At 67.5% G+C, this 23,678-nt stretch carries 25 protein-coding genes; 15 read left to right on the top strand and 10 right to left on the bottom strand.

From position 1 onward, the window contains the following. Nucleotides 1-4 precede the first annotated feature (4 nt). The gene (locus ACSFBL_RS06955; protein ID WP_435515009.1) at nt 5-730 is read left to right on the top strand and encodes a haloacid dehalogenase type II; all 726 of its coding nucleotides are present in this window, start codon (nt 5-7) and stop codon (nt 728-730) included. Between the two features lie 9 nt (nt 731-739). Here ACSFBL_RS06955 and gloA read toward each other — a convergent pair whose 3' ends face one another. The 5 genes from gloA to ACSFBL_RS06930 form a co-directional block, all read right to left on the bottom strand. Then, a complete protein-coding gene (gloA, locus tag ACSFBL_RS06950; RefSeq protein WP_435515008.1) occupies nt 740-1,150 on the bottom strand; it encodes a lactoylglutathione lyase in 411 nt (136 codons plus the stop codon). Between the two features lie 26 nt (nt 1,151-1,176). Continuing rightward, a complete protein-coding gene (locus tag ACSFBL_RS06945) occupies nt 1,177-1,878 on the bottom strand; it encodes an ABC transporter ATP-binding protein (protein ID WP_435515007.1) in 702 nt (233 codons plus the stop codon). Further along, nucleotides 1,875-3,476 carry an ABC transporter permease gene (locus ACSFBL_RS06940; protein ID WP_435515006.1) on the bottom strand — a complete coding sequence of 534 codons (1,602 nt, stop codon included), beginning with the start codon at nt 3,474-3,476 and terminating at the stop codon, nt 1,875-1,877. Before ACSFBL_RS06940 ends, ACSFBL_RS06945 begins: the two co-directional genes overlap by 4 nt. A 41-nt stretch (nt 3,477-3,517) precedes the next feature. Further along, on the bottom strand, nt 3,518-4,570 hold the full coding sequence (locus ACSFBL_RS06935) for a Fe(3+) ABC transporter substrate-binding protein (RefSeq protein ID WP_435515005.1): 1,053 nt from the start codon (nt 4,568-4,570) through the stop codon (nt 3,518-3,520). Nucleotides 4,571-4,703: 133 nt separating this feature from the next. After that, nucleotides 4,704-5,246 carry a PaaI family thioesterase gene (locus ACSFBL_RS06930; RefSeq protein ID WP_435515004.1) on the bottom strand — a complete coding sequence of 181 codons (543 nt, stop codon included), beginning with the start codon at nt 5,244-5,246 and terminating at the stop codon, nt 4,704-4,706. 52 nt (nt 5,247-5,298) lie between these two features. Between ACSFBL_RS06930 and ACSFBL_RS06925 the strand changes: the two genes are divergently transcribed. From ACSFBL_RS06925 to ACSFBL_RS06910, 4 genes are read left to right on the top strand one after another with little or no spacing between them, the layout of a single operon-like run. Further along, entirely contained in the window at nt 5,299-5,763 is a 465-nt protein-coding gene (locus ACSFBL_RS06925) for a MarR family winged helix-turn-helix transcriptional regulator (protein ID WP_435515003.1), read from the top strand. After that, entirely contained in the window at nt 5,756-7,009 is a 1,254-nt protein-coding gene (locus ACSFBL_RS06920) for an MFS transporter (protein ID WP_435515002.1), read from the top strand. The genes ACSFBL_RS06925 and ACSFBL_RS06920 overlap by 8 nt, the downstream gene beginning before the upstream one ends. Next, a complete protein-coding gene (locus ACSFBL_RS06915; RefSeq protein ID WP_435515001.1) occupies nt 7,006-8,409 on the top strand; it encodes an MATE family efflux transporter in 1,404 nt (467 codons plus the stop codon). Before ACSFBL_RS06920 ends, ACSFBL_RS06915 begins: the two co-directional genes overlap by 4 nt. A gap of 30 nt (nt 8,410-8,439) precedes the next feature. Then, entirely contained in the window at nt 8,440-9,144 is a 705-nt protein-coding gene (locus tag ACSFBL_RS06910) for an SDR family oxidoreductase (protein WP_435515000.1), read from the top strand. A 33-nt stretch (nt 9,145-9,177) separates the two neighbouring features. Here the strand turns inward: ACSFBL_RS06910 and ACSFBL_RS06905 are convergent, their stop codons facing one another. Then, a complete protein-coding gene (locus ACSFBL_RS06905) occupies nt 9,178-9,582 on the bottom strand; it encodes a DoxX family protein (RefSeq protein WP_435514999.1) in 405 nt (134 codons plus the stop codon). A gap of 83 nt (nt 9,583-9,665) precedes the next feature. Here ACSFBL_RS06905 and ACSFBL_RS06900 point away from each other — a divergent pair, with 83 nt between their 5' ends. From ACSFBL_RS06900 to ACSFBL_RS06880, 5 genes are all read left to right on the top strand, one after another. Continuing rightward, nucleotides 9,666-10,568 carry a LysR family transcriptional regulator gene (locus ACSFBL_RS06900; RefSeq protein ID WP_435514998.1) on the top strand — a complete coding sequence of 301 codons (903 nt, stop codon included), beginning with the start codon at nt 9,666-9,668 and terminating at the stop codon, nt 10,566-10,568. Between the two features lie 129 nt (nt 10,569-10,697). After that, a complete protein-coding gene (locus ACSFBL_RS06895; RefSeq protein WP_435514997.1) occupies nt 10,698-12,071 on the top strand; it encodes an MFS transporter in 1,374 nt (457 codons plus the stop codon). Between the two features lie 28 nt (nt 12,072-12,099). Then, nucleotides 12,100-13,320 carry a CaiB/BaiF CoA transferase family protein gene (locus ACSFBL_RS06890; RefSeq protein ID WP_435514996.1) on the top strand — a complete coding sequence of 407 codons (1,221 nt, stop codon included), beginning with the start codon at nt 12,100-12,102 and terminating at the stop codon, nt 13,318-13,320. Next, on the top strand, nt 13,317-14,306 hold the full coding sequence (locus ACSFBL_RS06885) for a hydroxymethylglutaryl-CoA lyase (RefSeq protein WP_435514995.1): 990 nt from the start codon (nt 13,317-13,319) through the stop codon (nt 14,304-14,306). Before ACSFBL_RS06890 ends, ACSFBL_RS06885 begins: the two co-directional genes overlap by 4 nt. Nucleotides 14,307-14,340: 34 nt before the next feature. Continuing rightward, a complete protein-coding gene (locus ACSFBL_RS06880; protein ID WP_435514994.1) occupies nt 14,341-15,330 on the top strand; it encodes a Bug family tripartite tricarboxylate transporter substrate binding protein in 990 nt (329 codons plus the stop codon). 22 nt (nt 15,331-15,352) lie between these two features. On the opposite strand, the gene ACSFBL_RS06875 is transcribed toward ACSFBL_RS06880, so the two are convergent. From ACSFBL_RS06875 to ACSFBL_RS06860, 4 genes are read right to left on the bottom strand one after another with little or no spacing between them, the layout of a single operon-like run. After that, complete coding sequence (locus ACSFBL_RS06875) at nt 15,353-16,102, bottom strand: aldolase (RefSeq protein ID WP_435514993.1); 750 nt, start codon at nt 16,100-16,102, stop codon at nt 15,353-15,355. A 32-nt stretch (nt 16,103-16,134) separates the two neighbouring features. Continuing rightward, a complete protein-coding gene (locus tag ACSFBL_RS06870; RefSeq protein WP_435514992.1) occupies nt 16,135-16,776 on the bottom strand; it encodes a 2-dehydro-3-deoxy-6-phosphogalactonate aldolase in 642 nt (213 codons plus the stop codon). After that, nucleotides 16,773-17,669 carry a 2-dehydro-3-deoxygalactonokinase gene (locus tag ACSFBL_RS06865; RefSeq protein ID WP_435514991.1) on the bottom strand — a complete coding sequence of 299 codons (897 nt, stop codon included), beginning with the start codon at nt 17,667-17,669 and terminating at the stop codon, nt 16,773-16,775. Before ACSFBL_RS06865 ends, ACSFBL_RS06870 begins: the two co-directional genes overlap by 4 nt. Nucleotide 17,670: 1 nt before the next feature. Further along, nucleotides 17,671-18,066, bottom strand: a complete 396-nt coding sequence (locus ACSFBL_RS06860) for a RidA family protein (protein WP_286566876.1) — start codon at nt 18,064-18,066, stop codon at nt 17,671-17,673. A 112-nt stretch (nt 18,067-18,178) separates the two neighbouring features. On the opposite strand from ACSFBL_RS06860, the gene ACSFBL_RS06855 reads away from it, so the two are divergent. Genes ACSFBL_RS06855 through ACSFBL_RS06835 form a run of 5 tightly spaced genes read left to right on the top strand, consistent with a single transcriptional unit; the run spans nt 18,179 to nt 23,646 of the window. After that, entirely contained in the window at nt 18,179-19,783 is a 1,605-nt protein-coding gene (locus tag ACSFBL_RS06855) for an ABC transporter substrate-binding protein (protein WP_435514990.1), read from the top strand. 23 nt (nt 19,784-19,806) lie between these two features. Further along, nucleotides 19,807-20,757, top strand: a complete 951-nt coding sequence (locus tag ACSFBL_RS06850; RefSeq protein WP_435514989.1) for an ABC transporter permease — start codon at nt 19,807-19,809, stop codon at nt 20,755-20,757. Beyond that, on the top strand, nt 20,754-21,620 hold the full coding sequence (locus ACSFBL_RS06845; RefSeq protein WP_435514988.1) for an ABC transporter permease: 867 nt from the start codon (nt 20,754-20,756) through the stop codon (nt 21,618-21,620). Before ACSFBL_RS06850 ends, ACSFBL_RS06845 begins: the two co-directional genes overlap by 4 nt. Next, the gene (locus ACSFBL_RS06840; RefSeq protein WP_435514987.1) at nt 21,617-22,660 is read left to right on the top strand and encodes an ABC transporter ATP-binding protein; all 1,044 of its coding nucleotides are present in this window, start codon (nt 21,617-21,619) and stop codon (nt 22,658-22,660) included. Before ACSFBL_RS06845 ends, ACSFBL_RS06840 begins: the two co-directional genes overlap by 4 nt. Then, nucleotides 22,657-23,646, top strand: coding sequence for an ABC transporter ATP-binding protein (locus tag ACSFBL_RS06835; RefSeq protein ID WP_435514986.1), 990 nt, complete (start codon nt 22,657-22,659; stop codon nt 23,644-23,646). Before ACSFBL_RS06840 ends, ACSFBL_RS06835 begins: the two co-directional genes overlap by 4 nt. Nucleotides 23,647-23,678: the final 32 nt, after the last annotated feature.

Genomic DNA, 23,678 nt, shown 5'->3' with positions numbered 1-23,678 from the left:
CGAGATGAGCGAGATGGCGGACGGCAGTGACCTGAAGGTCATCGCCTTCGACGTCTTCGGCACGGTCGTCGACTGGTACTCCGGCATCGCCGCCGAGGCCGAGCGCGTCTTGCCGGGCATCGACGGCGGCGCCTTCGCGCTGGCATGGCGCGCGGGCTACCAGCCTGCGATGAAGGGCGTGATGGAGCGCCTGGCGGCGGGCGAGGGCGGCTTCACGCTGCTCGACGAACTGCACATGGGAACCCTCGAGGGCGTGCTGCGCGACTTCGGCGTGAGCGAGCTGGATTCGGCGCGCAAGCGCCAGCTCAACAAGGCGTGGCACCGTCTGCCGGCGTGGCCGGATTCCGTCTCGGGATTGGCGCGACTGAAGCGCAAGTACATCATCTGCACGCTGTCGAACGGCAACATCGGCCTGCTGACCGAGATGGCGAAGGGCGCCGGCCTGCCGTGGGATTGCGTGCTCTCGGCGGAGGTGTTCAAGGCGTACAAGCCCGACCCGCGCACCTACCTGGGCGTCGCTGCGGTGTTCGACGTGACGCCGAACCAGGTGATGCTCGCGGCGGCGCATCACGACGACCTTGCCGCCGCTCGGGGCTGCGGCCTGCGCACCGGCTACATCGAGCGTCCGAATGAGTTCGGGCCTGCGCGTCCGAAGGATGTCTCGCCGCATCCCGACAACACGCTGCATGCGCGTGACATCGGGGCGCTGGCGGATCTGCTGGGCTGCTGAGCGCGCGCCTCAGCGCAGGCCGCCGCCGGACGCGCCTTCGGCGCGTTGAATCAATTCGATCTTGTAGCCATCGGGATCCGTGACGAAGGCAATCACGGTCGTGCCGCCCTTGACCGGCCCCGCCTCGCGCGTGACATTGCCGCCGGCCGCCTTGATCTTGTCGCAGGCCGCATACGCATCGGGCACGCCCAGCGCGATGTGGCCGTAGGCCGTGCCCATCTCGTAGCTTTCGGTGCCCCAGTTGTAGGTCAGCTCGATCTCGGCCTGCGCCGGATTGCCTTCGTAGCCGACAAAGGCCAGGCTGTATTTGTACTCGGGGTTCTCGGAGGTGCGCAGCAGTTGCATGCCGAGCACCTGGGTGTAGAAGTCGATCGAGCGCTGGAGATTGCCAACGCGCAGCATGGTGTGAAGGAGTCGCATCTCGTGGGGCCGCGAAGAGTTGTCGTTCACTGATTGTCGCGCGTCGGGCGCACGCTCGCCGCCCAGTGTGCGAGGCGGCCTTCGTGCATCACGCCGACCTGATCGGCCATGGCATGTGCCTCTGCTTCGTTGTGCGTGACGAGCACGGCGGTTTGACCTGCGGACTTGAGGATGTCGCGAACTTCGGCCGTCAGCCGTTCGCGGGTGGTGGCGTCGAGATTGGAAAAGGGTTCGTCGAGCAACAGCAGTGCCGGTTCGGGTGCGAGGGCGCGGGCGAGGGCGATACGTTGCTGCTGGCCGCCGGAGAGTTCGTGCGGATGGCGTTGGCCGGCATCGTCCAGGCCGACCAGTGCGAGCATCTCGGCCACGCGTCGACTTTGCGCTTCGCGCGCCCAATGCCGGAGGCCGAAGGCCACGTTCCGGGCGGCGGTGAGATGCGGGAACAACGCGTACTCCTGGAACATCATGCCGACGCGACGTCGCTCGGGTTGTACGTGGGTCGTTGCGGAGGAGAGCAGTTTGTCGCCAAGCCGGATCGTGCCCGCGCGAACCGGCTCGAAGCCGGCGATGGCGCGCAGCACCGTCGTCTTGCCGCAGCCGGAAGGGCCGAGCAGGCAGCCGACGGCCCCCGCGTCGAGCGAAAGCGAGAAGCCGTCGACGACCGTCTGCAATCCTCGCGCACCCTCGTAGGCAACGCGTACGTCGTCGAGTCGAAGCGCGGCGCTCATCGGCCGGCCTCCGCCTGCGCGCCGAGACCGTTGCGCGCCAGCAGAATCACCGGCAGCAGGCCCACGAGGACGATCGCCAACGCGGCGATCGCGCCTTCTTCATAAGTGCCGCGGGCGGCTTCCCCGTACAGCAGGGTTGCGAGCGTGTCGAAGTTCGCCGGTCTCAGCAGCAGGGTGGCGGGCAGTTCCTTCATCGCGTCGACGAAGACCAGCAGCGCGCCCGCGGCAATGGCGGGCCGAAGCAGCGGCAGGTGCACGCGGCGCAGGGTACCGGCCGCGGTCTCGCCCAGCAGCCGCGAAGCCTGTTCGAGCGCGGGCGGAATGCGCGCTAGCCCCGCCTCGATGCCGCCGACCGGCATCGCCAGGAAACGGATCGAACAGCCGACGACGAGCACGATGCCGGCCCCCATCAGCGGCAGGCCAGGGTGGCCGATCAGCGAGCCGAACGCGCCGTCGAAGGCAAGTGCCGGCGTCAGCAGGCCGATCGCGAGCACGGTGCCCGGCACCGCGTAGCCGAGCACGGCCGCGCGCGCCTGCCAGCGGGCGCCGTTGCCCATCGAGCCCTGGTTGCGCACCGCCCATGCCACGACGAGCCCCGCGGCGACCGTGACCACGGTCACGCCCGCCGCCAGCCCGATCGTGTTGCCGAGGCTGGCGATCAGGCTCGCGGAAATACCGCCGCCCATGCGCAGTCGCTTGGCCGTTTCGCAAACCAGGTAGAGCGCGGGCGCGACGAAGCCAAGCAGGACGGGCAGTGCTGCAGCGGCGGTGGCCATCCAGGCCGCCGCACCGTGCAGGCGGCGAGGCCGGATCGCGCGCATGCGCTGTGCGGAGCCGAAGCGCTGGTGTCGCCGGCCATTGCGTTCGAGCAGCACGAGCGCCACCACGACGAACAGCATGACGCAGGCGATCTGCGCGGCGCCCGCGAGGTCGGAACGGGTGATCCAGGTCGTGTAGACCGCCACGGTGAGCGTCTGGATTCCGAGGAACTCGGAGGCGCCGATGTCGTTGAGCGTCTCCAGCAGCGCGAGGCTGAGGCCCACGGCCAGCGCAGGGCGGGCCAGCGGAAGCGCGACGCGGAAAAAGGCGCCCGTGCGGCTCGCACCGAGCGTGCGCGCCGCTTCCATCAGGTGGGCAGGCTGGGTCATGAACATGGCGCGTGCCGTCATGTAGACGTACGGATAGAGAACGAAGCCCAGCACGAAGATCGCCCCGGGCATCGAGCGCAGGTCGGGCAGCCGGAACTGGCGCGGGCTGTCGAAGCCCAGCGCCCAGCGGATCGAGCCCTGCACGGGGCCGATCGGGTGCAGGAGGTCGAGATAGGCGAAGGCGACGATGTACGTCGGCATGGCCAGCGGCAGCAGCAGCGCCCAGTGCAGAACGCCGCGGCCCGGAAAATCGCACGCCGTCACCAGCCAGGCGCACCCCGCCCCGATCACGAGCACCAGCAGGCCGACGCCGGCCAGCAGCAGCGCCGTGTTGAGCGCGGCTTGCGGAAGCACATGCTGGGCGAGATGAGACCAGTGCGACACGCCCGAGCCGACCGCCAGCCATGCGAGGCTCGCGACCGGCGCGAGGACGCCCAGGGCGATCGCCATCGACGCGATCCGCCAGGCCCCGCCGACAGACCGCAGATGCGTCACTGGTCGAAGGCGACCTTGTCCACCAGCGCGCTGGCCTGCTTGCGGTACCTGGCGATCTCCGCGACGGGCAGCGGGTCGACCTTCAGGTCACCGATGCTGGATGCGGTGATCGAATCCAATGCGACGCCCTTGCGCACCGGGTATTCGTAGTTGATCTCGGCGTACAGCGCCTGCGCCGGCTCCGAAGCGAGGAACTCCACCAGCTTGACCGCGTTGGCCTTCTGCGGCGCGTTCTTCGCGATGGCCGCACCGCTGATGTTGACGTGCGTGCCGCCGCTCTTCGCGTTGGCGAAGGTCGGCCGGATCACCTTGATCGCATCGCCCCACTTGCGCGCGTCGGTGCCTTCCTTCGCGCCCTTCATCTGGCCCACGTAGTAGGAGTTCGCGAGGCCGACGTCGCAGATGCCGCCGAGGATGTCGCGCGCCACGTCGCGATCGCCGCCCGTGGCCTTGCGCGCCAGGTTGGCCTTGACGCCGCGCAGCCATTGCTCGGTCTTGGCTTCGCCGTCGTGCGCGATCATGGCCGAGACCAGCGCCGTGTTGTAGGGATGCTGGCCCGCACGGATGCAGACCTTGCCCTTGTACTTCGGGTCCGCAAGGTCTTCGTAGCGGAACGAGGTGATGGGCAGGCTCTTGTCGGCGTACAGCACACGGGCGCGCATGGAGAGCGCGTACCAGTGGCCGTCGGCGCCGCGCAGGTTGGCCGGGATGGCCGAATCGAGCGCGGCCGATTTCACCGGCTGTGTGACCCCACCGTCCACCAGGTCCATCAGGTTGCCGATGTCGACCGTCATCAGGACGTCGGCCGGCGAGCGGGCGCCTTCGGCTTTCACGCGCTCCAGGAGGCCGTCCTTGACGAACACGGTATTGACCTTGACGCCGCTCTGCGCACTGAAGGCCGAGATCAACGGCTGGATCAGGCCCGGCTCGCGGGTGGTGTAGAGGGTGAGTTCTTCGGCCGCCTGGGCGGGCGTAGCGGTGGCAAGCAGGGCGGCGACGCAACTCAGTGCGCTGATCGCGCCGACGGGCGCGCGAAGGCGATGGGCCATGTGAATCTCCCGGGAGCAATGAAAGGAAACATCGGCGCTGTGTGTGCGCCGATGAGAATCATTTTCACTTCCGGGAAACCGGCCGTGGGCTATGCACCTACTGGATCGGGGCAAATGATTGCCCCCTGGAAGCTCAGCGGTTGGGCATCTCGAACACCAGGCAGGTGGTGGTCGCGTGGGCGTACAGCGTGCCATCGGCGCCGACCAGCCGTGCCTCCGCCGTGGCGAGCTGCCGGCCGCAGTGGATCACCTTGCCTTCGGCGCGCACCCGCGGCACCTTCAGCGTGAGCCCCTTGACCAGGTTCACGCTCAGCTCCGCCGTCGTGTAGGCGCGGCCCACCGGCATCATCGTGTGGATCGCGCAGCCCAGCGCGGAGTCGAGCAGGGTGGCGAACCAGCCCCCGTGGATGCCGCCCATCGGATTCAGGTGCTCCGCGCGGGGCGTGCCCTGGAAGACCGCCTTGCCGAGCCCGACTTCGACGATCTGGAAGCTCAGCGTCTTGGCGATGGCCGCATAGGGAATCTCGGCGCGCAGCATCATCTCCATCATCTCGAGCCCGGTTTTGCCGGCGATCTGCTCGGGGCGGGCGACGCCGGGGCCGGGGCCCGCGTCGAGGCGCGCGTTGATGGCGTCCTCTTCGGCGATCCAGGCTGCCAGTCGGTCGGTCGATGTCATCAGTCTTTCCTCAACAGTTGCATATGCAATGATTGTAGCTACAATCATCGGCATGGATGCTATCGCGAAGCCGCAAGGCTGTACCAATTTCCGGCTGCGGCGCCTGCTGCGGCAGGTTGCCCGTCACTACGACGCCGAGGTCGCCAAAAGCGGGCTCAAGACGACGCAGTACTCGTTGCTGTCGAACGTGCTCCACCTGGGTCCGGTGCGGCCGGTCGACCTCGCGCAAGCCATGGGGATCGAGGCGTCGACGATGACGCGCAACATCAAGCCCATGGTGGCCGCCGGATGGCTCACGCAAAGCGAGGGACCCGATGCGCGCAGCCGACTGATCGCGCTCACGGACGAGGGCCGCAAGAAGCGCACCGAGGCGCAGCGTCACTGGCGGATCGCGCAGGAAAAGTTCAATGAAAAGCTAGGTGTCGAGCGGGTGATGGCGCTGCACGCGCTGATCGACGAAAGCATCGCGCTGCTGCAGGACAGCGGCGAAACCGGCGAGGAAGAGTGCGATGAATGACAAGACCACCGCGGGCACGAAGCCCCTCGCGCGCTACGCCGTCTGGCTGGTGCTGCTGGCTGCGGCCGGCACCTTCTCGCTGACCATGGGTGTGCGGCAGACGATGGGTCTCTTCCTGTCGTCGCTGAACACATCCACCGGCCTCGGCATCGGCAGCATCAGCCTCGCATTCGCGTTCGGGCAGTTGTGGTGGGGGCTGACGCAGCCCTTCGCGGGCGCGGTGGCCGATCGCATCGGCACCGGTCGCGTGATCTTCCTCGGCGTGCTGCTCGTGGCGCTCGGCACCTTCATCACGCCGTTGATGACTTCGACCGCCGGCCTCATCTTCGCCATCGGCGTGCTCGCCGCGGGCGGAGCGGGCATGGCCGGTCCGTCGGTGCTGATGGCCGCGACCACGCGCCTGGTGCCCGCGAACAAGCGCGGGCTGGCCACCGGCGTCGTCAATGCGGGCGGCTCCTTCGGACAGTTCGCCATGGCACCGATCGCCATCGGGCTGATGGCCGCGGTCGGCTGGGCCAGCGCGATGCAGTGGCTCGCGGTGCTGATCCTTCTGGCGCTGCCTGCAGTGTTCGTGCTTAAGGGCAATTCGAATCAACTCGCCGCGCAATCCGCAGCGGCCAGCGGCGTCAAGCCGCTCACGGCGCGCCAGGCCATCAGCCAGGCCCTCGGCACGCCGAGCTACCGCTACCTCAGCCTCGGCTTCCTGGTGTGCGGCTTCCACGTCGCCTTCCTCGCGACGCACCTGCCGGGTGTGGTCGCGGCCTGCGGGCTGCCGCCGGAGATCGGCGGCTGGGCGCTCGGCACGATCGGCCTCTTCAATATCGTCGGCAGTCTGCTCATGGGCTGGGCCGTCGGTCGCTGGCGGATGAAGTCGCTGCTCGCGCTGCTGTATGCGACGCGCGGAATCGCGGTGCTCGTCTTCCTGCTGGCGCCCAAGACGCCCGCCGTCATGCTGGTTTTCGCGGCCGTCATGGGCGTGACTTTCCTTTCGACCGTGCCACCGACCGCGGGCCTGGTCGCCAAGATGTTCGGTCCTGCCAACATGGCGATGCTGTTCGGCATCGTGATGCTCGCGCACCAGGTCGGCGGTTTCCTCGGCGCCTTCCTCGGCGGCTATGTGTTCCAGGCGACCGGCAGCTACGACATCGTCTGGTACATCGACATCGCGCTGGCTGCCGGTGCGGCGCTGATCAACCTGCCGATCCGCGAATCGCGGCCGACCCTGATGGCCAAGGCTGCGGCGTGAGCGCTATCGACCCGCGCACCCGGCGCCTGCTGGAGGCGCCGATCGTGCCGACCCTGCTGCGCCTCGCCGCGCCCAACGTGCTGGTGATGGTCGCGCAGGCCTCGGTCGGGCTGATCGAAACCTACTTCGTCGGCAAGCTCGGCACCGATGCGCTGGCGGGCATGGCATTGGTGTTCCCGATCGTCATGCTGATGCAGATGACTTCGGCGGGCGCGATGGGCGGCGGCATCGCGTCGGCGATCGCGCGTGCGCTGGGCGCGCGCCGCCGTGAAGACGCGGATTCGCTGGTGCTGCATGCCATCGCGATCGCGATCGGGTTCGGCCTGCTCTTCATGCTCGCGCTGCTCCTGGGGGGGCGCTGGCTCTACACGCTCATGGGTGGAACCGGCGAGTCCCTCCACGCGGCGTTGACCTATTCGCACGTCGCCTTCGCGGGCGCGGTGCTGGTGTGGATCTTCAATTCGCTCGCGGCGGTGATCCGTGGCACCGGCAACATGGCCGTGCCGGCCAACGTGACCGTGGCGGGCGTCGTCGTGCTCATCCCGCTCTCACCGCTGCTGATCTTCGGCTGGGGACCGATTCCGGGCCTCGGCATCGCGGGTGGTGCGGTCGCGTTGTTGATCTACTACCTGGGCGGCTCCATCGCGCTGTGGGCTTACCTCCGTTCGGATCTCAGCCTGCTGAAACCGTCCTGGGCCAACGCGCGCTTTCGCTGGCCGCTTTTCAGCGACATCCTGCGCATCGGCCTCGTCGGCTCCGTGTCGACGGTCGCGACCAACCTGTCGATCGGCATCGCGACAGCGCTGTCGGGCCATTTCGGTCCGGGTGCGATTGCGGGCTACGGCACGGCTTCGCGTCTTGAATACCTGCTCGTGCCGCTGGTGTTCGGCCTCGGCGCGCCTCTGGTCGCGATGGTCGGTACATGCATCGGTGCAGGCCAGCGCGAGCGCGCCCTGCGTGCCACATGGGCCGGTGCGGCCATCGCATTCGCGCTCTCCGGGTCGATCGGGCTCGCGGCCGCGCTGTTCCCGCGTCCGTGGCTGATGCTGTTCGGCAGCGATCCCGCCATGCTCGAAGCGGGTTCGCAGTACCTGCGCGCGGTCGGGCCGTTCTACGGCTTCTTCGGAGTCGGGCTGGTGCTCTATTTCGCGTCCCAGGGCGCCGGCCGGCTGCTCTGGCCCGTGCTGGGCAACATCGCCCGCCTGGTCGTTGCCGGGCTGGGCGGCTGGCTCGCATTGCGCTGGGGCGGCGCGCTGGTGAATGTGTTCTTCCTGCAAGGTGTGGCGCTGGTGGTGTATGGCATCGTCAACGCATCGGCCATCGCCGGAGGTGCATGGTTCGGACGCGTGGGTTGGCCGCGCACCACCGCCGGCCTGCTGCGCCGGCTGCAACCCTCCTGATTCAGTCGTCGAAACTCTCGAAAGGTCATCATGAAAGTCAAGGATTCCGTCGTCTTCATCACTGGCGCCAACCGCGGATTGGGCCTTGCCTTTGCCAAGGCCGCACTCGCTGGCGGCGCGAAGAAGGTCTACGCCGCGGCGCGTGATCCCAAGAGCGTGACGCTCGCCGGTGTTCACCCCATCGCGCTCGACGTCACTCGACCCGAACAGGCGGAGGCCGCCGCCCGCGAATGCGGCGATGTGACGCTGCTGATCAACAACGCCGGCATCTCGCGCGGTGTGAGCCTGCTCGACACGCCCGATGCGTTCGAATCAGCGAGGGCCGAGTTCGAAACCAACTTCTTCGGCCCCTGGGCCTTGAGCCGGGCCTTTGCGCCGGTGCTGAAAGCGAACGGCGGCGGCGCGATCGTGAACGTGCTGTCCATCCTGAGCTGGCTCAGCCTGCCGACCTCGGCCACCTACAGCGCGTCGAAGTCGGCGGCGTGGTCCTTGAGCAATGGTCTGCGCAACGCATTGCGGGAGCAGGGCACGCAAGTCCTCAGCCTGCATGTCGCGTTCATGGATACCGACATGACGAGCAAGATCCCCGGCCCGAAGGCATCGCCCGACGATGTGGTCGCGCAGACGTTCGCAGCGCTCGAAGCGGGCCAGTTCGAAGTGCTGGCAGATCCTTTGACGCAGCAGGTGAAACAGGGGCTTTCGGCGGAAGCGCCGCCCTACGCGGCGGCACGCTGATTCACGCCGGCGGGCCGGGACCGCAACTTCCGCTCAGTTGAAGTTGTTGTCCTTCCCGCCCATGCTGAAGCGGCCGGCACCGAGCAAGGCGACGGCCAGCGCGGCGACGAGGTACAGGCCCTCCAACTCCAGGGCCCATCCGCCGTTCTTGTTCATGACCAGCAGTTCATTCGAGCCGGCGAGCGTGATCGCCACGATCATGTTGATGACGATGATCCAGGCGGCCGGCCGCGTGTAGATGCCGAGGATCAGCAGCAGCGGTGCCACGATCTCGCCTACATAGACCAGATAGGCAAGCGCAGTTGGCATACCGTGCGATGCCAGCAGGCCCGAGATGAAGCCCACGCCCGAGTACAGCTTGCTGATTCCGTGAAAGAGGAGGATGAAGGCAAGGCCTAGGCGAAGCAGGAGCTTGCCGGCGTCGTCGGAACGGAACATGACGAACCCCCAAGGGTGGCGAAGCCCCGATTGTGGCGCCGCCCGGTGCAGAATGCCGCGATGGTTTCGCGCACCGCCAACCCGTGAATCTCCACCGCCTCGACCTGTTCTCGCTCTCGCTCTTCAGCCTCGTGGCACGCAGCGGCAGCATCAGCAAGGGCGCCGAACTGGCGAACCTGGCCATCGGCGCTGCCAGCAAGCGCATCACCGATCTCGAAGCCGCCGTGGGCGCGGCGCTGATGGAACGCCATTCGCGCGGCATCACCCTGACGGTGGCCGGACAGGCCCTGCAGGTGCACGCGCAACGCATCCTCAGCGACGTCGATCAACTGGCCGCGGACCTGTCGGACTACGCGACCGGGTTGGTGGGCGTCGTGCGCCTCTGGGCCAACACCTCGGCGGTCACGCAGTTCCTGCCCGCGGACATCTCGTCCTTCGTCCGCGCGAATGCGGGCATCCGCATCGAGCTCGAGGAAGAGGACAGCGGCGAAGTGGTGCTGGCGGTCCTCGACGGCCGCGCCGACTTCGGCATCTTTGCCGACCGCACCCCCGCCTTCGGCCTTCACCAGATGAACTACCGCGAGGACCGGCTGGTGCTCGTGGTGCCGCAGGGCCATCCGTTGGCGCGCCGCCGCACGGTGCACTTCGAGGAAGCCATCGACTACGACTTCGTCAGCCTGCCCAAGGGGACCTCGCTGGCCAAGCGCCTGCAGGCCGAAACCAAGACGCTGGGGCGCAGCCTGAAGATGCGGCTGCAGGTTCGCAGCTTCGACGCGATGTGCCAGATGGTGGCGGCGGGGTTGGGCGTCGCGGTGTTGCCGCGAGACGCGATCAAGCCGCACCTGCGTTCGATGAACCTGCGGCAGATCGCTCTCCAGGACGACTGGGCCCGGCGCAATCTGCTGATCGGCCTGCGTGACGCCAGCGCAGTGCCGAGGCATGTGCGCCTGCTGATCGACCATCTCTGCGATGCGTCCCGCCGCTGAGCGGTGCCCGCACGCCATCTAGGGGGAAACCCCGCCTTGCTTTCGCGATCGACGAAAGCTGGGGGCGCAGCTTTGTCGTTCCCCTCGCGGGGCCGCGCTTCGAGAATTCATGCACCCCAGGAGACACGCATGACCTCGATCACTCACCCTTCCATCCGCGCCGACGGTGCCGGCGCACCCCTCGATGAAGCAGGCATCGTGCGCAAGGTCGCATGGCGAATCATGCCGTTGATCATGGTGTGCTATCTCTTCGCCTTCTTCGACCGCATCAACATCAGCTTCGCCAAGTTCGCGCTGCAAAGCGACCTGGGCCTGAGCGACACCGCCTACGGCTTCGGTGCCGGCCTGTTCGTCGTCGGCTATGTGCTGTTCGAGGTGCCGAGCAACCTGATGCTCTACAAGGTCGGCGCGCGGCGCTGGATCGCCCGCATCATGGTGTCGTGGGGCATCGCGACGGCGTTGATGGTGTTCGTTCAGAGCGAGTGGCAGTTCTACGTCCTGCGCTTCATCATCGGCGCGATGGAAGCCGGCTTCGCGCCGGGCGTGCTGTTCTACCTGACGCTCTGGTTTCCCGCCGCCTACCGGGGGCGCATCACGTCGACCCTGTTCCTCGCATCCGCGTTCGCGGGCTTGGCCGGCGCACCCGTCGCGGGGCTCGTGCTGTCGCATCTCGATGGCGCGCTCGGGATGGCGGGCTGGCACTGGCTGTTCCTGGTCGGTGGGCTGCCTTGCATCGTGCTCGGCATCCTGGTGTTCAATGTGCTCAAGGACCGCATCCAGGATGCCGGCTGGCTCACGTCGGCCGAACAGGCGCTCCTGTCCAGTCGCATCGCCGACCAGAACAAAAGCATCGGCAGCCACTCGCTGCTCGACGCGTTGAAGACGCCCGGCTTCCTGACGCTGGGGCTGGTCTATTTCCTGATCCAGGTCGCGTCGTACGGTCTCAACTTCTGGGCGCCCCACCTGATCCGTGTTTCGGGCAGCACGAATCCCACCGTCATCGGCTTCCTCACGGCGGTGCCGTACCTGTGCGGTGCGATCGCGATGCTGGTCGTCGGCAAGCTGTCGGATGCGACGGGTGAGCGACGCAAGTTCGTCGCCTCCCTCGTCGCGCTGTCGGCGATCGGCTTCTTCGCCGCCGGCCTGTTCGACAAGAGCACCGTGCTTCTGGTGATGGCGCTGGGCGTGATGGGAGCAGGCGTCATCGCGTCCATCCCCGCCTTCTGGGCCTTGCCGCCCAAGCTCGTGACCGGCGCTGGCGCGGCCGGGGGCATCGCGCTGATCAACACGCTGGGGCAACTCGGCGGCATCGTCAGCCCGGTGATGGTCGGGCGCATCAAGGACGTCACCGGCAGCACCACGCCGGCCTTGTACGTCATCGGCTGCCTGAGCCTCGTCTGTGCCGCGATCCTGCTGTACGGTCTGCCCGCCACGCTGCGGCGTAAGGAAGAGCGGGCACCGTCGCCTCAGCGCCTGGTCGCTGCCACCCAGGCCTCTCGCTGAGCGTCACCTCGAATCAAGGAGCAACCCCATGAATGAAACTTCCACCTCCACGCCGCTGACACCGGCCGCACTCAAGGGCGTGCGCGTCATCGAGATGGGCCAGCTCATTGCCGGCCCCTTCGCAGGCAAGACGCTGGGCGAATTCGGTGCCGACGTCATCAAGATCGAAGCCCCCGGCAGCGGTGATCCCTTGCGCAACTGGCGCCTGATCAAGGAAGGCACTTCCGTCTGGTGGCAGGTCCAGTCGCGCAACAAGCGCTCGATCGCGCTCGACCTTCGCAGCCCCGAAGGCCAGGACATCGCGCGCAAGCTGATCGCCGAAGCCGACGTGCTGATCGAGAACTTCCGCCCCGGCACCCTCGAAGGCTGGGGCATGGGCTACGACGTGCTGTCGAAGCTGAACCCCGGGCTCGTGATGCTGCGCATCTCGGGCTACGGCCAGACCGGCCCCTACCGCGACCTCCCCGGCTTCGGCGCCATCGGCGAGGCGATGGGTGGCCTGCGCCAGTTGACCGGCGAGCCGGGTCGCGTGCCGGTGCGCTGCGGCATCTCGATCGGCGACACGCTGGCCGCGCTCCACGGCACCATCGGCATCCTCACGGCGCTCTATCACCGCAAGGTCAACGGCGGCCAGGGGCAGGTGATCGACGTGGCGCTGCACGAGGCGGTGTTCAACGTCATGGAGAGCCTGCTGCCCGAGTACAGCGCCTTCGGTGCGGTGCGCGAGGCGGCCGGCAGTGCGCTGCCGGGCATCGCGCCGTCGAACGCCTACCGTTGCAGCGACGGCTATGTGCTCGTCGCGGGCAACGGCGACAGCATCTTCAAGCGGCTCATGCAGGTCATCGGCCGCGACGATCTCGGTGCCGATGCGGAGCTCGCGAACAACGCCGGCCGCGTGGCGCGTGTCGCGCAGCTCGACGAAGCGATCGAGGCATGGACGCAGACGCGCACCGTCGCCGAAGTGCTCGCGCTGCTCGGCGAGGCGCGCGTACCCGCCGGCAAGGTCTACACCGCGAAGGACATCGACGAAGACCCGCACTACCGGGCTCGCGACATGATCCTCCAGCAGACCACTCGCGACGGTTACGTGGTCGATGTGCCCGGCGTCGTACCCAAGTTGCTCGGCACGCCGGGCACGGTGCGCACGTCGGCGCCTCACCTCGGCGACGACACCGACGCGGTGCTCGGGGAAATCGGATTCTCAACCCAGGACATCGCTGCGCTGCGCAGCAGGAAGGTGGTCGCATGAACTTCAATGACGCACTCTGGAACGGCGCCGGCCGTCGCATCCACATGCAGGAGGTCGGCACCCGCGATGGCCTGCAGGTCGAAGAGGCCTTCGTGCCCACGGAAGACAAGATCGCATTGGTGAATGCGCTGTCGCAAGCCGGCATGGCGAAGATCGAGGTGACGGCCTTCGTGTCGCCCAAAGCGATCCCGGCCCTGCGCGATGCGGAGATCGTGCTGCGCGAGATCGAGCGCAGTCCCGGCGTGGTCTACAGCGCACTGGTGCCCAACGTGCGCGGCGCCGAGCGGGCCATCGACGCGAACGCCGACGAACTCAATCTCGTCATGTCCGCCAGCGAGAGCCACAACCTCGCGAACCTGCGGATGACGCGCGCGCAGTCCTTCGCCGCGCTGTCCGAAGTCAATGCGCTGGCACGACAGGCGAAGGTGCCGGTCAACGTGTCGCTCTCGTGCGCTTTCGGTTGCCCGATGGAAGGCGATGTGCCGGTGTCCACTGTGCTCGACTGGTGCCATCGCTTCATCGAGGACATGGGCGCACGCGGCGTCACACTGTGCGACACGACCGGGATGGCTTATCCCGGGCAGGTCGCGGCACTCACGGCCGCTTTCCGCGAGCGCTGGCCATGCACGGAACTCACGCTTCACTTCCACAACACGCGCGGCATGGGCCTCGCCAATGTGATCGCGGCCATCGACGCGGGGGCCGATCGCTTCGACGCGTCGCTCGGCGGGATCGGCGGGTGTCCCTACGCACCGGGCGCCACCGGCAACGTGTGCAGCGAGGAAATCGTCCATGCGCTCGAACTCATGGGCTATCGCACCGGCGTCGATCTTCCGCTGCTCATCGAGGCTTCGAAGCGGCTGCCGGCGCTGATCGGGCATGACATTCCGAGCCAGATCGTCAAGGCAGGGCGCCGGCTTGACCTGCATCCGGTGCCTGCCGATTTCGCAGCCATCCGCGAACGTGCCATTGCACGGGCCATTTGAGATTTCCAACGAAAGCGAGACACACATGACATTCATGAAGACCCCTTCCGCACGCCGCACGCTGGCCGTGCTCGTCGCGTCCTTCGGCGTTGCCGCCACGGGACTGGCCGTCGCCGAAGAAGGGCCGTATCCAAGCCGCCCGATCACGCTGGTGGTGCCCACCGCACCCGGCGGCACGACCGACATCTCGGCGCGCATGCTCGCCGAGCCGCTGGGCAAGACGCTCGGCCAGTCGGTGATCGTCGACAACAAGGGCGGTGGCAACGGCGCAATCGCCGCCATTGCAGTCAAGCGTGCCGACCCGAGTGGCTACACGCTGCTGATGCAGTACTCGGGCTACCACGTGATCACGCCGCACGTGAGCGCGCAGAAACCGCAATGGTCCGCGGAGGACTTTCGTCCCGTCGCCAACGTGCTGAGCGCGCCCCAGGTCATCGTGGTGCGCGAGGGCGTGCCCGCGAAGAACCTGGCCGAACTGATCGCCTACGCCAAGGCCAATCCCGGCAAGCTGACCTACGCGTCATCGGGCAACGGCTCGCTCCAGCATGTGACCGGCGCAATGCTCGAGCAGCAGGCGGGCATCCAGCTCACGCACGTGCCGTACAAAGGAACAGGCCCCGCGCTGCAGGACCTGCTGGGCGGACAGGTCGACATGACCTTCGGCACGCCGCCGCCCTTCATGCAGCACATCCAGGCCGGCAAGCTGCGTGCGCTGGCGGTCACCGGCAAGTCGCGGTTGCCTTCGCTGCCCAACGTGCCGACAGCGGCCGAGGCGGGCATGCCGAAGCTCGACGCCACCTCGTGGTTCGCGGTGTTCGCGCCGGCCAAGACGCCGCAGGCCGTGGTCGACCGACTGACTGGAGAGATCGCCAAGATCACTGCGACGCAGGCCTTCCAGCAGAAGGCGGCCGAGCAGGGCGCGACGGCCGACTACATGGATCCCAGGAAGCTGGGCGATTTCAGCAAGGCGGAACTGGCGCGTTGGGGCGAGGTCGTCAAGGCGTCGAAGATCCAGGCGGACTGACCGGATCGGAGGTCGCCGGCACTCAGGCCGCTTGCGAGGGTCGAGGCGCCGGCAAGAGGCGACGGAGCGCCTCGAAGAAAAGGTCGGACTGCTCCCGCTCGCCCTGGATCTGCGCAGCCACGTGCGCAGCAAGCGCCGCATCGACCGGCACCAGCGGCCGGCCGGTCGATTGCGCGATCACCTGGTGGAGGCATGCGCGCTCCAGGTAGTACAGATCGTCGTACGCATGCGCGATGCGCGCGCCCGCCACGATCACGCCATGGTTCGCCAGGAAGGCCACGTCCTTGCCCGCCATGGCGTTGGCGATGCGTTCGCCTTCGCGGTCGTCGAGCGCGAGGCCGTTGTAGCTGGCGTCGATGGCGATGCGGTTCATGAAGCGCATCGCGTTCTGGCTCAAGGTCGGATCGAGCGCGCGATCGGATGTCAGCGTGAGCGCCGTCGCGTAAGGCATGTGGCAATGCAGGACCACGGCATGGCCCGTGATGCGGTGCACCGCGCCGTGGATGAAGAGGGCGGTGGGCTCGACCCGATGCCGGCCCGCCAGCACCTCGCCGTGCACATCGATCAGCACGATGTCGTCGGGCCCGATCTCGCTCCAGTGCAGGCCGCGCGGGTTGATCAGGTAACGGTCCTGCTTTCCCGGCAGCGCGACGCTGAAATGGTTGCACACGCCTTCGGACAGGCCGTGGTGCGCGGCAGCGCGCAGGGCGAGCGCGAGATCCTGTCGCAAGGTGCGGACGGCGGGGCTGGCGTAGTCGGAGTCTGCGGACATGGTGTTGCGATAAAGGTTGGACCCGATCGCGCTCAGGCGCGAAGCGTGCCGGCAAAGGCAGCGACGAAACGCAATGCATCTTCGCGCACCGCCTCGGCCGACTTGCCGGGCTTGTAGAGCGCCGAGCCGATGCCGAAGCCCGCCGAGCCCGCTGCACGCCACTCGCTCATGTTGTCCGGCGTGATGCCGCCGACCGGCATCAACGGCGTGCCCTTGGGCAGCACCGCCAGCAGCGCCTTCACGACCGCCGGCGAGGCCAGTTCGGCCGGGAACAGCTTGAGACCCGTGGCGCCGGCGGCCAGTGCACCGAAGGCTTCGGTCGGTGTCATCACGCCCGGCAGGCTGACAAGTCCGAGCCGTGCCGCCTCGGCAATGACTTCGGCGTTGAAGTTCGGGGCGACGATCAACTCGCCGCCGGCCGCATGCACTTCGCGCACCTGTTGCGCGCTCAGCACCGTGCCCGCGCCGACCAGCGCATCCGGGAAGCGCTGGCGCATCAAGGCGATGCTGTCGAGCGGCTGCGGCGAATTGAGCGGCACTTCGAGCAGCCGGAATCCGGCCTCGACGATCGCGTCGCCCACCGCGGGCGCCTCGGCCGGCGTCAGCCCGCGCAGGATCGCGACGAGCGGCAGCTGGCGCATCGCGCCGGAGAATTTGTCGAAGGGCGTGGTCATTGTTTTCTGTGGCTCAGTGAATGGAGGGCGTGCAGGCCGGCCCAGGTGGCTTCGGCACCGAGTGTTCGGGCCTTCGTGCCCGATGCCTGGAGGGCCAGCAGGTAACGCTGGGTGAGCGCGGGCGTGCCGATCAGCACGACCTCGCCGGCGGCGTGGACCGATTGCGTGCGCAGTTCCTCGCCGATGAGGATGCCGGAAAGATAGCTCGACAGCTCGCGCGCCGGCATGCGGTCGAACAGCGACAGCGTTCGCGCGCCGAAGGCGTTATGCAGGAGGCCCTGGCCGTTGTCCGCCTGCGTGACGCCCTGCAGGAAGGCGGCTTCGTCCAGCGGCGCCGAGGTGTCGATCGTGCGCGAAAGGATCGAATGCTGGCTCAGCACGGCATAGAACTCGCCGGTCATGAAGGTCCGGAAGCTCGTCACCATGCCCTTCTTCACGCGGGCCCACTTGTTGTGCGTGCCGGGCAGCACGAAGAGGCCGTCGTGGATGCCGGTGAGCGCCATCGCGCCGAAGATCTGTACTTCTTCGCCGCGCATCACGTCGGGCACGCCGTCGTGGGTGTCGCTCAGGCCGGGCACGATCGAGATGCGGCCGGGCTCGATCTCCATGATCTTGTCGCGCACTTCGACCAGGCCCGCGGGGCAGCCGCAGTAGGGCGCTTCCACCCAGCCCTGATTGCTGCCGGCCATGCCCGAGATCAGGCAGCGCGTGCCCTGCGGGCGCATCCATTCGGCGAAGAGCGTTTCGAACACCTCGGTGAAGCCGCCATGCTTCACGGTGAGGATGCCGCGCGAATGGCTCTGTTCGTCCACCACCCGCCCATCGGGGTCCAGCAGCGCACCGCGCAGCGAACTCGTGCCCCAATCGACGGCAACCAGGCGGGCGTGGCTCATGTCAGCTCGCTCGGGGTTTGTAGGCCGTCACGTCGATCTCGACTTTCGCGTCGATCATCAGGCGCGATTCGACGGTCGACCGCGCGGGCCGATGGTCGCCCAGGCATTCCATGTAGACGCGGTTGAAGCTGCCGAAGTCGCGGGCGTCGTTGAGCCACACGCTCACCTTCGCGATGTCTGCGAGCGTGCAGTCGGCCAGTGCGAGCGCCTGCTCGATGCGCTTGAACACCTGGCGCGTCTGCGCTTCGATGCCGCCGACGATCACCTGGCCCTGGTCATCGGTCGGGACCTGTCCGGAGACGAAGACGAAGTCGCCCGCGCGGGTGGCGGGCGAGAGAGGACGGGCCTGGCGATCGGAGGCGATCGGCGACTGGCCGAGCATTTCAACTTTGGACATGATGATGTTTGTGTAATGAAATTACAGAAAATGTCAGGGTAAACCCCTGTTTGACGTGGCAAACCGCTAGAAATACGATCGCCGATGTAATGTTATTACTCATGGAGCCGCGATGCAAACAACCGCCATCACTGTACCGACATCTGGTTTTTCTCAACTGAACCCGGTGCGCGCATCGCGATGGCGAACCGTCGCCGGCGCGCTGGCCGCGACCGTCGCATTCGGCCTGCTGCCTGCCGCCGCATCCGCCGAACCCGCCAAGGGCGGCGCCGCCAACCTGGCAATGGTCGGCGAGCCGCAGGGCCTGGACCCGATGATCAGCACCGCGGACCTCGTCGGCACGATCATGCAGCACGTCTACGAACCGCTCTACACCTTCGATGCCAACTGGAACGTGGCACCGATGCTGGCGGAGGGCATGCCGGTGGTCTCCAAGGACGGCCTGACCTACACCGTCGCGATCCGCAAGGGCGTCAAGCTGCACAACGGCCGCGACCTGAATGCCGATGACGTCGTCGCCTCGCTGCAGCGCTGGATGGAACTCTCGCCGCGCGGGAAGTCGGTCGGCAAGGAAGTCGAGTCGCTCACGGCCAAGGGGCCGCTCAGCGTCGAGCTCAAGCTCAAGAGCCCCTATGCGCCGCTGCTGGCTCAACTGGCATTGCCCAGCGGCATGGCCGCGATCATGGCCAAGGAAAGCATCGCGCCGCAGTTCAAGGATTTCATCGGCACCGGCCCCTACAAGTTCAAGGAGCGCCGCCCCGACCAGTTCACCGTGCTGGTGCGCCATGACGCCTACACCGCGCGCAAGGAAGCACCCAGCGGCTACGCCGGCCGACGCGAGGCGCTGCTCGACGAACTGCGCTTCGTGCCGGTGCCCAATGCCAACACGCGCGTCGAGGGTTCGCTGTCGGGCCAGTTCCAGTACGCGGACCTGCTCCCGGTCGAGGCGGTGGGCCGCATCGAGAAGGGCGCGCCGGCCGTGGTGCCGATCGTGACGAAGAACTTCGGCTTCCCCTACATCGTGTTCAACACCAAGGAAGGCGTGCTGGCCTCGCAGCCGCTGCGCCGCGCGGTGCAGACCGCGGTCGGGCAGGGCGAACTGATGGCGGCCGGCTTCGGCGACAACCGCTTCTTCGTGGTCGAGCCCAACTTCTTCCCGAAGGGCACGCCGTACTTCTCGGCGGCCGGCAGCAACGCCTACAACACGCGCAACCCGCAGTCGGCCAAGGACCTCGCCGCCAAGGCCGGCTACAACGGCCAGCCGATCCGCATCATGGCGAGCCGTCAGTACGAGTTCCACTACAACATGGCGCTCGTGATGTCCGAGCAGCTCAAGAAGGCCGGCTTCAAGACCGACCTGCAGGTCGTCGACTGGGCCACGCTGGTGCAGCGCCGCAACGATGCCAAGCTGTGGGACGTGTACTTCACGCATTCGGGTCTCTTCCCGGAGCCGATGCTCTCGCCGCCGCAACTGGGCGATGGCGCCCCGGGCTGGTGGGAAACGCCGGCGAAGAAGGCCACGCTGACCGCCTTCAACCAGGAAACCGACAACGCCAAGCGCGGCGCACTGTGGGGCCAGGTGCAGCAGACCGTGTATGACGAAGTGCCCTTCATCGAAGTCGGCAAGTTCAACAGCCTGTCCGCGCGCTCGGCCAAGCTGGAGGGCTACACGCCCGCGATCTGGCCGTTTTTCTGGAACACCGGCCTCGCCAAGTAATCCAGCTTCAGCGAACTCTCCCCATGCTGCGTTTCTTGCTCACCCGCCTGGCCGGGGCGGTGGTGGTGCTCGCCATCGTCGCGGTGCTGGTCTTCGCGCTCACGCGCCTCGCCTCGGGCGACCCGGTCGCGCTGTTGCTCGGCGACCAGGCGACCACCGAGGACATCGCCAAGGCCCGCACTCAGTACGGCCTCGACAAGCCCCTGCCGACGCAGTTCGTGCTGTGGGTGGGCGAACTGCTGCAGGGCAACCTGGGGCAGTCGCTGTTTCTCCAGCGCCCGGTGGCGCAGGCGCTGATGGAGCGCGCCGAGCCGACGATGTTCCTTGCGCTGTTCGCGGTCGGCATCGCGGCGCTGATCGGCATCCCGGCCGGCATGGCCGCCGCCATCTGGCGCGGCAGCGCGGCTGACCAGGCCGTGAGCGGCGTGGCGATGCTGGGCGCCAGCATCCCGAGCTTCTGGCTGGGGTTGATCCTGATCCAGTTCTTCGCCGTCAAGCTCGGCTGGTTTCCCACCTCGGGCTACGGTGACCCCAGCGCCCCGTTGCACGAGCGACTGCACCATCTGCTGTTGCCTGCGCTGGTGCTCGGCCTGCTTAACTCGGCGCTGATCATCCGCTTCACGCGTGCTTCGATGCTCGACATTCTCGGCGAGGACTACGTGCGCACTGCGCGCGCCAAGGGCCTGCCGGAGCGCGTGATCATGGTCAAGCACGTGCTGCGCAATGCGCTGGTGCCGATCGTCACCGTGCTGGGCCTCACGCTCGCGCTGATGATCGGCGGCACGGTGGTGACGGAGACCGTCTTCAACCTGCCCGGTGTCGGCAACCTGGTCGTGCGCGCGGTGCTGCGCCGCGACTATCCGGTGATCCAGGGCACGCTCCTGGTGATCGCCGCGATCTACGTGTTCATCAATCTCGGTGTCGACTTCATCTACACGCTCGTCGATCCGCGCATCCGGCTGGAGTCGAAATGAAAGCCGCCGTCTCTTCCTTCTTCGCAGGCGCGATGCCGATCGCGCGCCGCCTGTTCTCGCGCAAGGTGGTGCTCGCCGCTGCGCTGGTGCTGCTGCTGGTGGTGGGCGTCGCGGTGATCTATCCGTGGGTCTCCGATGCCGACCCGGGCGCCATCGAGATCAGCAACCGCCTGCATTCGCCGTCCCTCGAACATTGGGCCGGTACCGATGAACTGGGCCGCGACGTGATGCTGCGCATCGTCCACGGCGCGCGCTACTCGCTGCTGATCGGCTTCGTCACCGCGGCGGGCGCCGTGCTCTTCGGAACGTTGATGGGCATGCTCGCCGGCTTCTTCCGCCGGCTCGATACGCCGATCATGCGCGTCGTCGACGCGATGATGTCCTTCCCCGACATCCTGCTCGGCATCGCGCTGGTCTCGATCCTGGGCGTGTCGCTGTGGAACGTGATGCTGGCGCTGGTCATCGTCTACACGCCGCGCGTGGCCCGCGTGGTGCGCGCCACCACGCTGGTGCTGCGCGAACTGCTGTTCGTCGACGCGGCGCGCGCGCTGGGCGTGCGCACGCCGCGCATCCTGCGCAAGCACATCCTGCCGAACCTGATGTCGCCGATCCTGGTGCAGGTCACTTTCATCTTCGCGTATGCGATCCTGGCCGAGGCGGGGCTTTCCTTTCTCGGCGTCGGCGTGCCACCCGACATTCCGACCTGGGGCACCATGATCGCGGGCAGCCTCGAATATGCCGACAAGGCCTTCTGGACGATCTTCTGCCCGGGCCTCGCCATCGTGCTGACCGCGCTCTCCCTGCAGATGCTCGGCGACGGCGTGCGCGACCTGCTCGACCCCAAGCTGAGGAAGGCCGCATGAGCACTCATACCCTGACGATGCCTCGCCTCGAAGTGCAGGGGCTGTCCACGTCCTTCGCGACCGAGGCCGGCCGCATCCAGAGCGTGGCCGATGTGTCCTTTGCCATCCGGCCCGGTGAAACGCTGGCGCTCGTGGGCGAGTCGGGGTCCGGCAAGTCCGTCACCAGCCTCACCCTGATGGGCCTGCATGCCAAGACCTCGCACGCGCAAGTGCAGGGCGAGGCGTGGTTCGTGCGACGCGACGGCCGGCGCGTCAACCTGCTCGAAATGCCCGAGTCGGAGAAGCGCGCGCTGCGCGGCAACGAACTGGGCATGATCTTCCAGGAGCCCATGACCAGTCTCAACCCGGTGCTGACCATCGGCGAGCAGATCGCCGAGTCGGTGCGTCTGCACCTCAAGCTCGATCGCAAGGCGGCCTTCGCGCATGCGCAGCGCATGCTGGAGCTGGTGGAAATTCCGGCTGCCGCACAGCGGGTGCGCGAGTATCCGCACCAGCTCTCCGGCGGCATGCGCCAGCGCGTGATGATCGCGCTGGCGATGGCATGCAACCCGACGCTGCTGATCGCCGACGAGCCCACCACGGCGCTCGACGTCACCATCCAGGCGCAGATCCTCGCGCTGATGGGCCGCCTGCAGAAGGAGACGGGCATGAGCATGCTGTTCGTCACGCACAACCTCGGCGTGGTGGCGCAGTACGCGGATGCCGTCGCCGTGATGTATGCGGGGCGCATCGTCGAATCGGCGCCGGTGCACGATCTCTTCGCGCGGCCGGACCATCCTTACACGCGCGGCTTGCTGGCCTGCCTGCCCGGCGTCGCGCGGCGGCGTGGCGTGCCTGCGGCTTCGGGTGGCAGGCGGCCGCAACTGGTGGCGATCCCGGGGCAGGTGTCGAGCCCGTTCGCACCGCCGCCGGGTTGCGCCTTCGCGCCGCGCTGCGCGTACCGTCGCGAGGCCTGCGACACGCGCATGCCCCGGCTCGAATCGGCAGGCGGCCAGCGCATGGTGCGCTGCATCGGTTTCATCGAGGAGCAGGCGGCATGACGACCGAAACACTGGCGAGCGACAACCTGCTCGAGATCCGCAACCTGCGCAAGTACTTCGGCAAGGGCAGCCATCCCGTGCGCGCGGTCGACGACGTGAGCTTCACCATCCGCAAGGGCGAGACGCTCGGTCTCGTCGGCGAATCGGGCTCGGGCAAGAGCACCATCGGGCGCCTGCTCACCCGGCTGGTCGACCCGACCGACGGGCAGATGCTCTACCAGCCGCAGGGTTCGGTCGCGGCGCCACAGGATCTGGCGGGGCTGTCGCAGTCGCAATTCAGGCCGCTGCGCTCCAAGGTCCAGATCATCTTTCAGGACCCCTATGCCAGCCTCAATCCGCGCATGCGAATTCGCGACGTGCTCGCGGAGGCGCTCGACACGCACGGCCTCGCCAAGGGTGCCGCGCGCAAGCCGCGCATCGAGCAGTTGCTGCAGCAGGTGGGCCTGCGGCCCGAGCATGCCGACCGCTTTCCGCACGAGTTCTCGGGCGGGCAGCGCCAGCGCATCGGCATTGCGCGCGCGCTGGCCGTGGAGCCGCAGTTCATCGTGGCCGACGAACCCTTGTCCGCGCTGGACGTCTCGATCCAGGCGCAGGTGGTCAATCTGCTGGGCGAACTCAAGGAGCAGCTCGGGCTCACGCTGCTCTTCATCTCGCACGATCTCGACGTGGTGGAGTACCTGTGCGATCGCGTCGTGGTGCTGTACCTCGGCCGGGTGATGGAGATCGCACCGACCCATTCGCTCTACACGCAACCGCAGCATCCTTACACGCGCGCGCTGCTGGCCGCGGCGCCGATTCCCGATCCTGCCCAGCGGCGCGTGGTGCCGCTGCTGCAGGGCGACCTGCCGAGCCCGGCGAACCCGCCTTCGGGCTGCGTCTTCCGGACCCGGTGCCCGCTGGCGGAAGAACGCTGTGCCAGTGCCGACATGCAACTGCGCGAAGTGCAGCCCGGGCACTGGCACGCCTGCTGGCGCAACGATCTTTGATCTTTGCCCGACCTGACCCATCATCAAGAAAT

The organism is Variovorax glacialis, from assembly GCF_051216375.1.
Classification (GTDB): Bacteria; Pseudomonadota; Gammaproteobacteria; order Burkholderiales; family Burkholderiaceae_C; genus Variovorax.
This window is presented reverse-complemented; position numbering and strand designations above follow the sequence as displayed.